Here is a 12,144-nt window from a genome sequence, read left to right as displayed (position 1 = left end):
AAAGCCGCCGGCTGATGCCGACAGCAGAATTTCATCGCTGTTCGAGGGACTCTGGGTTCTATGACTCCGTGCGCGATGCGTTTAACCGACGGATGCGAAAATCTCGCGTTCGCGGAGCGTAGGTGAACCTGCTCTGATTCCGGGGAAGATCCCTCCGGGAAATCCCCCTCCAGGGAAACCTCCACCGGGGAAGCCGCCTCCGGGAAATCCGCCTCCGGGGAAGCCGCCTCCCGGGAACCCTCCACCTGGAAAGCCACCTCCAGGGAAGCCACCGCCAGGGAAGCCACCTCCAGGAAAGCCTCCTCCCGGGAAGCCTCCTCCGGGAAATCCGCCTCCAGGGAAGCCTCCCCCCGGGAACCCGCCTCCGGGAAATCCGCCTCCAGGGAAGCCTCCTCCGGGGAACCCCCCGCCGGGAAATCCGCCTCCAGGGAAGCCTCCCCCGGGGAATCCGCCTCCGGGAAAGGCGCGATGCCAAAAATCAGCCGATGGATGAATGAACGCGAACGCCATGATCTCGTTTCCTCCTTGTAGGAACTACATTTGAGATATCGTATGCCCGCCCGGCGGACCGCGACACTAGCCTAATCGCGCTGCGCGAATCGCCGAACCGGAACCGGGATTTCCGCTTGTCGGAAAGCTTTTCAACGACAGCACTGTTCCTTGCCTGATATCGGAGCGGACAACCATTGGCGATAGCACCAGCCTCCTATCCTCCTATTCGCAACAAAGCCGGCAGCGGAATCCGCTGCCGGCTATTCTTGACAGTCATCTCAACCGTCGAACGCACGCGCGTTCAATTTGGTCAGCGTCGCGTAACGGAAGACGCTTATACGACCGGGAACCAGCCGGGTACGCCCAGCAGCATGTTCCACAACGGATCAGGCAGGACCAGCTCCCGTTGAGCCGTTCGCGGCAACGTGGTCCGGATCTCGTGCGCTTGTCCGTCCCGTACCTTCTCGACCCACTTCGGTTCCATAATGATGGCATGCGCCAATGAAACAAAGGCTACCCCGGCGTCAAGCGCCTTGGTTACGTCCTCCGGCGAAGAGAATCCGCCGACGCCGATCACGGGCACGCGATTGCCGGCCTGCTCTTGAATGAGCAGCACGCGCGACCTCGTATCCGCTTCGTCCCGCATGGATCCTTCCCAGAAGCCCCTGACGGAGACATGAATGTAATCCAGCTTCCGTTCGGCCAACGCGTCGACCAGCCGGAGCGTGTCCGCCATGGTAATCCCCGGCTCCTCGCGTTCCTCGGGCGATACCCGGTACCCGACGATGAACGGCGCCTTCGCATGCTCGGCAACCGTTGCTTTCACGCGTTCGACGACGGCAAGCGGAAATGCCATTCTGGCCTCGAGCGTGCCTCCCCATCGATCTGCGCGGCGGTTGGAATGAGGGGAGAAAAATTGTTGAAGCAGGAACGTATTCGCGCCGTGAATCTCGACGCCGTCGAAACCCGCCTCGATCGCCCTGCGCGTCGCGTCGCCGAACGCTTGGATCATTGCCGCGATTTCGTCTTCCGTCATCTCCCTTGGCACTACGGAATCCGGGCGTTCCGCGGCAACGCCGCTCGCGCTGATCGGCTGCTTGCCCTCGATGAGCGCGGGCGGCGCCATCCGCCCCGCATGGAACAGCTGCAAGATCGCCTTCGCTCCTTGCTGCCGAATCGCCCCCGACAGCCGCTGAAGTCCGGGAATCAACGCGTCGTGATCCGCGCCGATCTCGTTCTCGAACGCTTTGCCATCCGGCAATACGTGGCTGCTTCCCGTAACGACGGCGCCGACTCCGCCTGCGCGCGCCCGGTAATAGGCAATTTCTTGTTCCGACACGCTCCCGTCCGGATGCGAGGACGAATTTGTCATCGGGGCCATGAACACGCGATTTTTGAGCTGTACGCCCGATGGGAGCGTGAACGGTTCGAAGATTGATTTATGGTTAGTATTCATCGTTGGTTATCTCCTTATGATCAAATGGATAATTTCGTTGCGAACGATTGCCGGGGTTACGATTAGACGTGAATTCGTCGTTCCCGTCAAATGCGGCAAACGCCGTCTCCGCATAAACCGCCGTCCGATTCGTCGTTCGGAGCGGCGTCCAACATTTGCAGCGGATGTTCCTCCCGCCATACTTGTTCGAGCATGTCCAAGAATGCGCTGCTTGGCCTAGCTCCGGATACGGCATACCGGTCATTGAAGATATAGAACGGCGTGCCGGTAATCCCCAGCCTCGAGCCGTATTGCCGCTCTTGCTTGACCGTGTCCTTGTATTGATCGCCGGACAGCATAGCCAGCACCTCGTCCGCTTGAAGGCCGACCTCGCCCGCAAGCTCGGCAAGCACGGCGTGATCTCCGATATCCAAGGCATCGGTGAAGTACGCTTTGGACACCCGGGTCATCCATGCTCCGGCTTTGCCCCGTTCTTGGGCGAATACGGCCACGCGAAGCGCATCTGTCGTATTGGACGGAATCAAGTTGTCGAGATTATAGGCAAGGCCCGCGTCCTCGGCCAGTTTAACCACCGATTTGTTTGCTTCTCTCACGTATTCGGCGGTCATTCCCCCGCCATGGACTTGGGCCGTCCATTCATAATAATTTTGACCTGTATCGCTCTTCGCGTCCGGGAACAGCTGAAACGGCCGATAGACGAGCTCGACTTGATCCTTGTGCGCGAACCGTTCCAGGGCGGTTTCCAGGTTTGTTTTTCCGATATAGCACAGCGGGCACATGACATCCGACCAAACCTCGATCTTCATGCGTTTTCGCCTCTTTTCTCCGTTTTGTACAACTGGGCCGATCTACATGTCTAGATGCTGTCGACAGCTAAATCAACATCGGTTGATTAATTAACATGTATTGATTTATATTATAGAGAGTCTCGGCCGAATCTCAATCGTTAATCATCCGGGATCCGTTAACTAATCAACACCGCATCGCAATGTGTTTATCAAAGGACGGTGACCCAGGCGCCATGCCTAAATCGGATCGCAGAATCAATAAGACCCGGCAAGCCATCCATCAAGCGCTGATCGCGTTGATGACAGAGAAAAGCTTCGAGCATATCACGATCAACGACATCTCGGAGAAGGCCGACCTCAACAGAGGGACGATTTATCTTCATTTTGCGGACAAATACGACCTGCTCGATCAATGCATCCAAGCTCATTTGGACGCAATGGTGACGTTCTGCACGTTACCGGGACCCGGCGAGGAAGAGACCGATATCGCTAGGTCCCTGCTGCCGATGTTCCGGTACTTCGAAGAGCATGACGGATTTTTTTCGTCCATGCTCACCGATAAAGGAATTACCTGTTTTCGGGAACGGCTGATCCATATGGTCGAAAACGGCTTGATCGAACGGCTCTTGAACGGGGCGTCCAACCGGGAGGCGCGGGACGAGGTCACGGTTCAATTCATGGCATCCGCGTTCGTCGGCGTCGTGGAATGGTGGATTAAACACCGCATGCCGCTCTCGCCGGAGATCATGGCGGGGAAGCTCTGGGACATGCTCGAACTCCACTATGCCGCCATCCGGTCAAGCTCGATGCCTGCACGGCCGCAACTCTAAGCGTCCGCCTAGCCGGCGGGCATACCCGTCTCGACGCGCGCAAAGAAGCTGCCGACCCAAGGATCGGCAGCTTCTTTTGGCAATTAACGATTAACGGCTACGACCGTGCCTGGTTCTCGCCTGTCCAAGAAGGCAACCAGCCATTAAGAATTCAAGCTTACGCGCGCAAACCGCTGAAGACAAGCCCGATGATGCCCTTCACGCCTTCGTCATCCAACGATTCGCCCGTGACGAGCAAGCGATAAAACAACGGACCGTAGAGCAGATCGACGCCCAATGCCGGGTTCAAGCCCTCCTTCAACTCTCCGCGCTGCGAACCCCGTTTCAACAGCAGCATGGCTTCCGACCTTCTCGGCAGGATATAGTGCATCCGGAAAGCCTTCATCAAGGCCGGGTCCAATTGGCCCTGTCCGATCAATTCCGCGATGATCTTGCCTTCGGGACCGACCATGAAGCCGGTTAAGTTCGTCGCATGAATCAGCACGTCCTCGTAAACGGTTCCCGTGTCCGGCACGGGGAGCCGATCCGCGGCAGCCGAAAAAAAACCGTCCATGACGACGGCAGCCTTATTGGGCCACCATTTATAAATCGTCGCTTTGCCCACGCCGGCGCGTTCGGCGATCTTCTCGACCGTGACGTCGTCGAAGCCGCTTTCGAGCAGCAGCGCGTAGGCAGCCGCCAGAATGGATTTTTGAGCGGCCGGGTTGCGCGGGCGTCCTCTTGCTGGCATCGGGTTTCTCCCCTTTCAACGCAATATGAATAAGTATATCGGCTTTTATGGATATTAAAAAGGGATTCCCCCATTTACAAAACGCTACGTTCAGTATATGATAGCTCCATCGGATTTATTGAACGCAACGTTCAGTAATTAAGGAGGGAATTATTCATGACTACGCCCGCTGCCAAAGAGAAGAAAAGCATTTCGACCGGCATGATGCTGCTCTTGGCCGCCGCTTGCGGTCTTATCGTTGCCAACCTGTATTATTCCCAAACGCTCGTCGGTCCGATCAGCGCCGGCCTGGGGCTTCCATCGGGAGCCGCTGGGCTTATCGTCACCCTCACGCAGGTCGGATATGTCCTCGGCTTGCTGTTTATCGTGCCGCTGAGCGACATGCTGGAAAACCGCCGCCTGGTCGTGACCGCCCTCATCGTCGTCGTCCTCGCCTTGGCGGGCGCCGCATTCTCCGCGGGATCCGCCATGTTTCTGACGGCTTCGCTGCTCGTTGGATCGGGCTCCGTTGTCGCTCAAATTCTGGTGCCGCTGGCCGCTTTCCTGTCGACCGAGGAGCAGCGCGGCCGGGTGGTGGGCAACGTCATGAGCGGTCTGCTGCTTGGCATCATGCTGGCCAGGCCGGTCGCGAGCTTGCTTGCCGGCCTCTGGGGCTGGAAAACGATTTTCGTGGTTTCAGCCATTGTGATGGCATCGCTGGCGCTCGTGCTCGCGCGCGCCCTTCCGGTGCGCCGTCCGAATAAAAGCTTGTCCTACGGCGGTCTCGTGGCTTCCCTGCTGGCCTTGTTCAAACAAACGCCAATCCTGAGACGCCGCGCATTTTACCAAGCCTGCCTCTTCGGTGCATTCAGCCTCTTCTGGACGACGGTGCCGCTGCGCTTGGCGGAAGAATACGGCATGTCCCAGCAAAGCATCGCGTTGTTCGCCTTCGTCGGCGTGGCCGGCGCGATTGCCGCGCCGATCGCCGGCAGATTGGCGGACCGCGACTGGAGCAAGCCGCTGACGATGGGCGCTATCCTGCTCGCGACCTTGTCGTTTCTGGTCATCGCGCTCATTCACGGCCATTCGACCTTCTCGTTGGTGCTGCTGTTCGTAACGGCCATCACGCTCGACATGGCCGTGTCCGGGAACCTTGTCGTCAGTCAACGGGCGATTTACGCCTTGGGCAACGAAACCAGAGGACGGCTGAACGGGCTGTTCATGGCCATCTTCTTCATGGGCGGGGCTGCCGGATCATTCCTGGGCGGGTTGACCTACGCGCATGGCGGCTGGGCTCTCTCCGCATGGATCGGCGTGCTCTTCCCCCTCCTGGCGCTGCTGTATTTTCTGACGGAACTCCGGTCCAAGCGTTAACGGCGCCGGACGATGGATGCGCGCGATCGCAGCAAACAACGAAGAGAGCAGACCGTGGTCTGCTCTCTTCGTCTGCGTTTGCGACTGCCGCTCCGCTTCAACGAAGCTAATGCAATTGACCTTCGGCGGCGCTGATATCGCGATCATATTGCACGCTTGCGCTTGCGGCGATTTCGATGGCTCTCACCATCATGTCAAGGCTCATGCTCGGCGTATTCGGCCGCTGCACGGTCTGCGCCGGCAGGAACGGAATATGAATGAATCCGCCCTTGACCGCCGGAAACTCGGTCGCAAGCATATGCTGCAGTCCATAGAAAACATGATTGCAGACGAACGTACCCGCCGTATGCGAGACGGAGGCCGGTATTCCGGCCTCGCGCAGCCGTGCGGCGATCGCCTTCACCGGCAGGGTCGACCAATACGCGGCCGGGCCGTCCGCGACGATCGGTTCGTCGATCGGTTGATTCCCAGCGTTGTCCGGGATGCGGGCATCGTCCAGATTGATGGCCACGCGTTCGATCGCGATATCGCTTCGGCCGCCCGCTTGTCCGACGCAGATGACGACATCCGGCTTCGCCTCCAGAATGGCCTGCCGAAGCACGGACAACGAGGATTTGAACGCCGTCGGAATTTGCCGGACCTCCGCCTCGAATTCGTCGAATGCCCGATGCTGAATTCGGCTGACCGCTTCCCACGCGGGATTGACGGCTTCCCCGCCGAACGGATCGAAGCCGGTTAACAGCACTTTGCTCATATTTTCCCTCCGCCTCTCTATTTAATAGAACGCCAGCTATGAACCCATCATACGAAATACATCCATGTTCGGCAATCCGACGGCATTATTCTTCGGATCTCCACGATTCCCCACAAATTTTGGCGCAATCTTCCAAGCGACCTCCCCAATTTCGGCGCGGGCTTCGAATGCTATCACTAGACTTCCTCCGGGGAAGCGGGAAGAGCCCCATTTCCCACTGTTTGTTGGGGTAAACATTTATAGAGGAGAGGTTATCGCAATGGCAAACGAAACAGCAAAGAAAGATTGGGCAGCACCGGCGTTGGAGGTTCTGAACGTGAACCAAACGATGTACGGCAAAGGCACGACGAACATCGATTTCGTCACCACGGACGACATGGATATCTACAATCCGAGCTAGTCGACCCGCTAACTCAACAAAGCAACGCAAAAAAAGCCGCGCATATCGCGGCTTTTTTTGCGTCTATAGGGAACGATGCTTCTCTCCCGGCAGCGTCCGCGCGAACGGTCCCTGACTTGTTTTGCCCGGAAATCATGGCTTACGATTCCAGGCACCCGAACCCGCCGCTTCGAATATTTTATAACGGCTGGTTTTAATTATGCCGGAACGAAGGAGGCTTACGCGTGTGAATAAAAGCAATCTGAATCCTGGCGATAAGGATGCCGATCAGAGCTTGGCCAAATCGGAATACACAGCTGCCCGGCTCGCCGTATTCGCCGGCGTGGTACAGACGTTCGGCGATTTTCTGGGAACGTTGGCCAATGCGCTTGCCTTGGAAGAAATGAAAGAAGCCGACATCCTCGATCAACAGGAGAGCTTGAATCAAGAGGAAAAAATGGCCACCATGCAAAAACAAATCGATCGTTTGTCGGAACAAGTCAACCAATTGACGAGAAACCTGCCCATGCAGAGGTAAACCTACGCGACCCGCTTGCCTAGGCGTACAAGGAGGTCCGAATGCTTCGCTCGAGCGGGGTCTCCCCGTCCCGCGAACTACGATCCAGCCTCGGCTTCTCCTTCAAAGGCGACGTCCGGTTGCACATGAATCTGACCTTGCCGCTGTGATTCGGCGAGGCGGCATGAACCAGGAACGGGTGGCACAAGATCACGTCGCCGGCCTCCCCGGTCGCTTCGACTACCCGCAGCTTCGTTCCGTCCTCGTCCGCATAGGAGCGATCCATGAAGGCGGCGATCCGCTCTTCCGCGTCCAGCGGCCCGCCGGTTCGTCCCGCCAGCTCGGAGAAGTACCGGTGTCCGGCGAAAAATTCCCGTATGCCGTCCCCCAGTTCGACGCCCGCCGGATAGCGGGCGAGGAAACGCGCCACCGGGCGGTGCGAGCCCTCGACGACAAGCGTCCCGCCGCCGCGGGGACCGACGTCCGAGAAGAGGCATAAGCACAGCAGCCCCTGATCGGGGGCATCGACGTAATGGCGGAAATGAATGCCGTCCCAATGCCAGCCGCTCGTCGGCACGGTCCAGGGCGCGTCGCTCCCCATCGCGAAATTAACGGGCCACCAGCCCCACCCCGGCATCAGCCCGGGATCGGTCTCGCCGGCGACAAACCGATGGACGGTGCGACGCTCGCCGGTCAAATCCTCGACGGCATCGGCGAAGCGTTCGGTATTGCACCCGTCGAACGACTCATGGCGGTAATTTTCCCGCAAATTGACCATCGGTTCCCGCCAGGTCGAAGGATCGCCGCGCAGGATGCCCTCCTTCTCCTCCAGCTTGTTCCATAAGAAGGACTGCGCCTCAAGCGCCAGCTCCCTGGGAAACGCGCCCCGAATACGCACATACCCCTTCTCCGTGAACTGTTCAATCTGTTCGGAAGTCAATTCCCGCAAAGCCATGTTAAGGTCATCTCCTTAAAATGAATGAAGTGCCGTACGCACCGAAAGCCGAATGCCGTTTGCCGCTCGCGCCGAAAGCCGTTTGGTAGATGCCGCTCCGGCTACTCTTTGACGCTGCCAAGCTGCAAGCCGTGCACGAAGTACTTCTGCAGAAACGGGTAGACGACGAGGATCGGCAGCGACGCCGCGATCGTGACGGACGCCCGGATCGACATCGGGGTCACGAGGTTGCGCGCGGCCCCGGGGTCCGCGCCGTTCGCGACGGCCGCGCTGCTGTTCGAGTTCATCGACGAGGACAGCAGCTTCATCAGCTCGTACTGCAGCGTGCTCAGGTTCTGCTTGGACGAGGCGAACAGAAACGTATCGAACCACGAGTTCCACTGCCCGACCGCGACGAACAGCGCCACGGTGGCGAGCACGGGCTGGCACAGCGGCAGGATGATCGAGACATAGGTCCGGAAGTCGCCCGCCCCGTCCACCTTGGCCGATTCGATCAACCCCTCCGGGAGCGTCTGCATGTACGTGCGAATGACGATCATGTTGAAGGCGCTGATCAATCCCGGGACGACGTACACCAGGAAGTGGTTCAACAGATGCAGGTCCTTGATCAGAAAATAAAACGGGATGAGCCCGGCGTTGAAATACATCGTGAGTACGATGATGATCGTAATCGGTTTGCGGAATACATACTCTTTGCGGCTTATCGTATACGCCAGCATGGACGTCAGCAGCAAGCTGAGCACGGTCGACAGCACCGTCCGCGCCACCGATATCCAGAAGGCGTGAAAGATCGTGCCGCCCGCGAAGATCGCCCTGTAGTTCTGCTCCGTCCAGACCCGCGGCCACAGGTAGATGCCGCCGCGAATCGTGTCGTTGCCGGCATTGAACGAGACGGCCAGCGTATTCAGAAACGGGTACAGCGTGATGACGGCCAGCGCCAGCATGGCAACGGCATTGAACGCATGGAAGACAACCGGCTCCAGCCGCAGCGTTCTTGTTCTCATCGCATTGTCCTCCTCATAGCAGTCTGTCTTCGCCGAAGCGTTTGGCGATCGTGTTGGCGGCGAAGATAAGGGTGATGCTGACGACCGTCTTGAATATGCCCGCGGCGGTCGCGAGCGAGTAGTTGCCGATCTGCAGGCCGTACTTCAGCACGAAGATATCGATCGTCTGCGACCAGTCGACGACGACGCCGTTGCCGAGCAGGTATTGCACCTCGAAGCCCGCCTCCAGGATCCAGCCGATGTTCATGATGAGCAGAATAATGACGATCGATTTGATGCCCGGAAGCGTCACGTACAGCATCTTCTGGTACCGGTTCGCCCCGTCGATCTCCGCCGCCTCGTACAGCGACGGATCGATCGACGTAATGGCCGCCAGATAGATGATCGCGTTCCAGCCCACTTCCTTCCAGACATGGGAAGCGCCGACGATGCCCCAGAAATAATGCGGCTCGCTGAGCCACATGATCGGCTCGTGAATGAAGCCAAGCTTCATGAGCAGCACGTTGACGATGCCGCCGTCCACGGACAGCGAGTTCGCGACGATGCCCGTCACGATGATCCAAGACAAGAAGTGCGGCAGATAGGAGATCGTCTGGATGGTGCGTTTGTACAGCTTGTGCTTGATTTCGTTGAGCAGGATCGCGAACACGATGGCCGTCACGAACCCGAGCACCATGTTGATGAAGCTCATGGCGATCGTATTGCGCAGCACGAGCAGGAACGCATCGTCGCTGAACAGAAACCGGAACTGCTTGAGCCCGACCCATTCCTGCTCGGCGAAATCGCGAGCCGGCTTGTAGTTCTGGAACGCCATCGTCCATCCCCAGATGGGATAATAGGAAAACAGCATGACGTAAGCCAGTATGGGCAGCGACATGAGCATCAGCTGCTTCTGCCCGCGCATCCGCTTGAATACGGATGCTTGCGGAACGATTGCGGTCGCTGCGGCGGCCGTTTTCGGGGGTTTCGCTTTCTCGATGCTCGCCATCGTACTCTCTCCTCCTATCCTCGTATCGCGCCGGCCCTTAACGCAGGCGGCGGAAAGCATGCGGCGGTTCGCCGATGCTTTCCGCCGTTCTTCGCTTCAGGCCCGTTTATTGCGCCGCCCAGTTCTGGATGCGCCATTGAAGCTGCTCGTTGATGCGGTCCTCGTAGGCTTTCACGTTGATTTTCTTGTAGGCGTTGACGTAATCGTTCCATACCGAGTCGAATTGGTCCGCTTTGGACATGATCGCTTTCGGCAAAAATTTCAGCGAGGCGTCGCTCATTTGCTTGTTTGCGACCGACGCATCGGAGCCGTCGATCAAATCGACCTGCCAAGCCGGATAATACACCGGGTTCTCCGGCGCAGGCGTGAAGAAGTCCGTCCACGTCTTGTGCCCGTACGCCGTCAGCAGCTCCTTATCCTGCGGCTTGAGCGAATCGAAGAACTCCTGCGGCTGCGTGCCCGCCGACGTCGCATTGCCGTCGCTGTAGCTGCCTTCCATCTTCGGAGCCGCGCCGTAGAAAGCGTCGGCCCGGTTGGCCAGCTTCCAGGTCGGGTCCTCCTGCTGCTTGCGCTGCTCCGGCGTGCGGGCATATTTGCCGTCGGAACCGACGATGTAATCGACGCCCTCTTCGCCCCACGACAGCAGCTTCTGGTATTTCTCGTCCATGAGCGCGTCGAGGAACTTGATGATGCGCACCGGATCCTTGGCGTCCTTGCTGATGCCGAATCCGTTGTTCAAGTTAATGACCGGCCGGTCAAGGTAATAGTCCTTGATGCTCGTATCGTAGACGAGCGGGAAGCCGACGTAGGTTTGGCCGATCTTGCCCTGGGAGACGAGCGTGTCTTCGCCCTGCTGGAAGTTCCAGTGCTGGTCGAACATGCCGAGCACGCGGCCGGTGGAAATCTTCGCCAGGTACTGGTCGTAGTTCTGCACGAAGGCTTCTTTGTCCATCAAGCCGTCGTTATATAGGCCGTTCAGCGTCTGGTAATACTGCTTCGCGCTGTCCTTGTCCGCGAATACCGACGCGACCCCGTCGTCCACGACGACGCCGCCGTCGTTCGGATGGCCGGTCAGATGCTCCGGCGCGTTCAGCAGCGGGAACGTCCGCCAGTCGTAGGCGAGCGTCGTGAAGCCGATCGTCGGCTGACCGTCGATCGTCGGATGCTTCGCCGCGTAGTCGCGAATCAGCTTCGTGAAATCGTCGAGCGTCTTCGGCGTCGGATAGCCGGCTTCCTTCAGGATGTCCTTCTGAATCCAGAACGCCGGTCCGCTATAGCCGGTCGCATGATATTCGCCGGTATAGGCGCCGTAATTCGGCAGCCAATAAATGTGGCCGTCGCTGGAATCCTTCATCCGGTTCCAGTACGCCGCGTAGTTCTTCTTCAGGTTAGGCGCGTATTGCTCGATCAAATCCTCGAGCGGAATGACCGCGCCGGACGATACCAGCTTCGGATCCGCCGTGATAAGATCCGGATAGTCGCCGCCGGCGATCATGACGCCGAGCTTCTGCTGCAGGTCGCCGACGAGAAACTCCATGTCGAGCGTAACGCCGAGTTCGTCCTTGATTTTCTTGTAAATCCGGTTGTCCGCCGTCGGCGCCTGATTCGGCGTTCCGATGAAGGCGGAGATCGTAACCGGCTTCAAGTCGTCCGAGGTTTGTTCGGCGCCTTCGTCGTTGGCGGCGTTCGCAGGCTTATTCGCGGTCGCCGGATCCGCCGCGGCTCCGTTGTTGGCGGCGTTGCCGCCGCCGTTACCGTTATTGCTGCAGCCGACGATTGCCAGGCTTAACGCCAGGACGAGCGACACCGAACCCCACAGCTTCTTGCTTGGTGAACCCCCCATATCATGCTCCCCTTCCGGTGATCGGTTTGCTTTGCTCCTTTATTATGCGCGATTG

12 protein-coding genes are annotated in these 12,144 nt (G+C 58.6%); 4 read left to right on the top strand and 8 right to left on the bottom strand.

From position 1 onward, the window contains the following. Nucleotides 1–826 precede the first annotated feature (826 nt). Together AC50YL_RS18555 and AC50YL_RS18550 are read right to left on the bottom strand one after the other, a co-directional pair. Entirely contained in the window at nt 827–1,948 is a 1,122-nt protein-coding gene (locus AC50YL_RS18555; RefSeq protein WP_494833765.1) for an NADH-dependent flavin oxidoreductase, read from the bottom strand. 86 nt (nt 1,949–2,034) lie between these two features. Continuing rightward, on the bottom strand, nt 2,035–2,754 hold the full coding sequence (locus AC50YL_RS18550; protein ID WP_494833763.1) for a DsbA family oxidoreductase: 720 nt from the start codon (nt 2,752–2,754) through the stop codon (nt 2,035–2,037). 215 nt (nt 2,755–2,969) lie between these two features. On the opposite strand from AC50YL_RS18550, the gene AC50YL_RS18545 reads away from it, so the two are divergent. Beyond that, nucleotides 2,970–3,566 (top strand): TetR/AcrR family transcriptional regulator, encoded by a 597-nt coding sequence (locus AC50YL_RS18545; protein WP_494833762.1) that lies wholly within the window; start codon nt 2,970–2,972, stop codon nt 3,564–3,566. Between the two features lie 157 nt (nt 3,567–3,723). On the opposite strand, the gene AC50YL_RS18540 is transcribed toward AC50YL_RS18545, so the two are convergent. Beyond that, complete coding sequence (locus tag AC50YL_RS18540) at nt 3,724–4,296, bottom strand: TetR/AcrR family transcriptional regulator (protein ID WP_494833760.1); 573 nt, start codon at nt 4,294–4,296, stop codon at nt 3,724–3,726. Nucleotides 4,297–4,452: 156 nt separating this feature from the next. Here AC50YL_RS18540 and AC50YL_RS18535 point away from each other — a divergent pair, with 156 nt between their 5' ends. Next, nucleotides 4,453–5,649 (top strand): MFS transporter, encoded by a 1,197-nt coding sequence (locus AC50YL_RS18535; protein WP_494833759.1) that lies wholly within the window; start codon nt 4,453–4,455, stop codon nt 5,647–5,649. 106 nt (nt 5,650–5,755) lie between these two features. Here AC50YL_RS18535 and pcp read toward each other — a convergent pair whose 3' ends face one another. After that, entirely contained in the window at nt 5,756–6,403 is a 648-nt protein-coding gene (gene pcp / locus AC50YL_RS18530; RefSeq protein ID WP_494833758.1) for a pyroglutamyl-peptidase I, read from the bottom strand. 259 nt (nt 6,404–6,662) lie between these two features. On the opposite strand from pcp, the gene AC50YL_RS18525 reads away from it, so the two are divergent. Continuing rightward, nucleotides 6,663–6,803 carry a paeninodin family lasso peptide gene (locus AC50YL_RS18525; protein ID WP_494833756.1) on the top strand — a complete coding sequence of 47 codons (141 nt, stop codon included), beginning with the start codon at nt 6,663–6,665 and terminating at the stop codon, nt 6,801–6,803. Between the two features lie 226 nt (nt 6,804–7,029). After that, nucleotides 7,030–7,320 (top strand): hypothetical protein, encoded by a 291-nt coding sequence (locus AC50YL_RS18520; RefSeq protein ID WP_494833755.1) that lies wholly within the window; start codon nt 7,030–7,032, stop codon nt 7,318–7,320. A gap of 19 nt (nt 7,321–7,339) precedes the next feature. Here the strand turns inward: AC50YL_RS18520 and AC50YL_RS18515 are convergent, their stop codons facing one another. The 4 genes from AC50YL_RS18515 to AC50YL_RS18500 all read right to left on the bottom strand — a co-directional run bounded on the left by AC50YL_RS18515 (nt 7,340) and on the right by AC50YL_RS18500 (nt 12,089). Further along, nucleotides 7,340–8,254, bottom strand: coding sequence for a phytanoyl-CoA dioxygenase family protein (locus AC50YL_RS18515; RefSeq protein ID WP_494833754.1), 915 nt, complete (start codon nt 8,252–8,254; stop codon nt 7,340–7,342). A gap of 101 nt (nt 8,255–8,355) precedes the next feature. After that, nucleotides 8,356–9,258: a carbohydrate ABC transporter permease gene (locus tag AC50YL_RS18510; protein ID WP_494833753.1), complete on the bottom strand. Its 903-nt coding sequence runs from the start codon at nt 9,256–9,258 to the stop codon at nt 8,356–8,358. Between the two features lie 13 nt (nt 9,259–9,271). After that, complete coding sequence (locus AC50YL_RS18505) at nt 9,272–10,246, bottom strand: ABC transporter permease (protein WP_494833752.1); 975 nt, start codon at nt 10,244–10,246, stop codon at nt 9,272–9,274. Between the two features lie 106 nt (nt 10,247–10,352). Then, the gene (locus tag AC50YL_RS18500) at nt 10,353–12,089 is read right to left on the bottom strand and encodes an ABC transporter substrate-binding protein (protein WP_494833751.1); all 1,737 of its coding nucleotides are present in this window, start codon (nt 12,087–12,089) and stop codon (nt 10,353–10,355) included. Nucleotides 12,090–12,144 lie beyond the last annotated feature (55 nt).

The sequence above is a fragment of the Paenibacillus sp. J22P277 genome, assembly GCF_059383675.1.
This window is presented reverse-complemented; position numbering and strand designations above follow the sequence as displayed.

Coding starts and splice junctions, on each gene's coding strand:
- AC50YL_RS18550 (WP_494833763.1), bottom strand. CDS start 2,754: ATGAAGATCGAGGTTTGGTCGGATGTCATGTGCCCGCTGTGCTATATC.
- AC50YL_RS18555 (WP_494833765.1), bottom strand. CDS start 1,948: ATGAATACTAACCATAAATCAATCTTCGAACCGTTCACGCTCCCATCG.
- AC50YL_RS18505 (WP_494833752.1), bottom strand. CDS start 10,246: ATGGCGAGCATCGAGAAAGCGAAACCCCCGAAAACGGCCGCCGCAGCG.
- AC50YL_RS18540 (WP_494833760.1), bottom strand. CDS start 4,296: ATGCCAGCAAGAGGACGCCCGCGCAACCCGGCCGCTCAAAAATCCATT.
- AC50YL_RS18500 (WP_494833751.1), bottom strand. CDS start 12,089: ATGGGGGGTTCACCAAGCAAGAAGCTGTGGGGTTCGGTGTCGCTCGTC.
- AC50YL_RS18525 (WP_494833756.1), top strand. CDS start 6,663: ATGGCAAACGAAACAGCAAAGAAAGATTGGGCAGCACCGGCGTTGGAG.
- AC50YL_RS18510 (WP_494833753.1), bottom strand. CDS start 9,258: ATGAGAACAAGAACGCTGCGGCTGGAGCCGGTTGTCTTCCATGCGTTC.
- pcp (WP_494833758.1), bottom strand. CDS start 6,403: ATGAGCAAAGTGCTGTTAACCGGCTTCGATCCGTTCGGCGGGGAAGCC.
- AC50YL_RS18535 (WP_494833759.1), top strand. CDS start 4,453: ATGACTACGCCCGCTGCCAAAGAGAAGAAAAGCATTTCGACCGGCATG.
- AC50YL_RS18545 (WP_494833762.1), top strand. CDS start 2,970: ATGCCTAAATCGGATCGCAGAATCAATAAGACCCGGCAAGCCATCCAT.
- AC50YL_RS18515 (WP_494833754.1), bottom strand. CDS start 8,254: ATGGCTTTGCGGGAATTGACTTCCGAACAGATTGAACAGTTCACGGAG.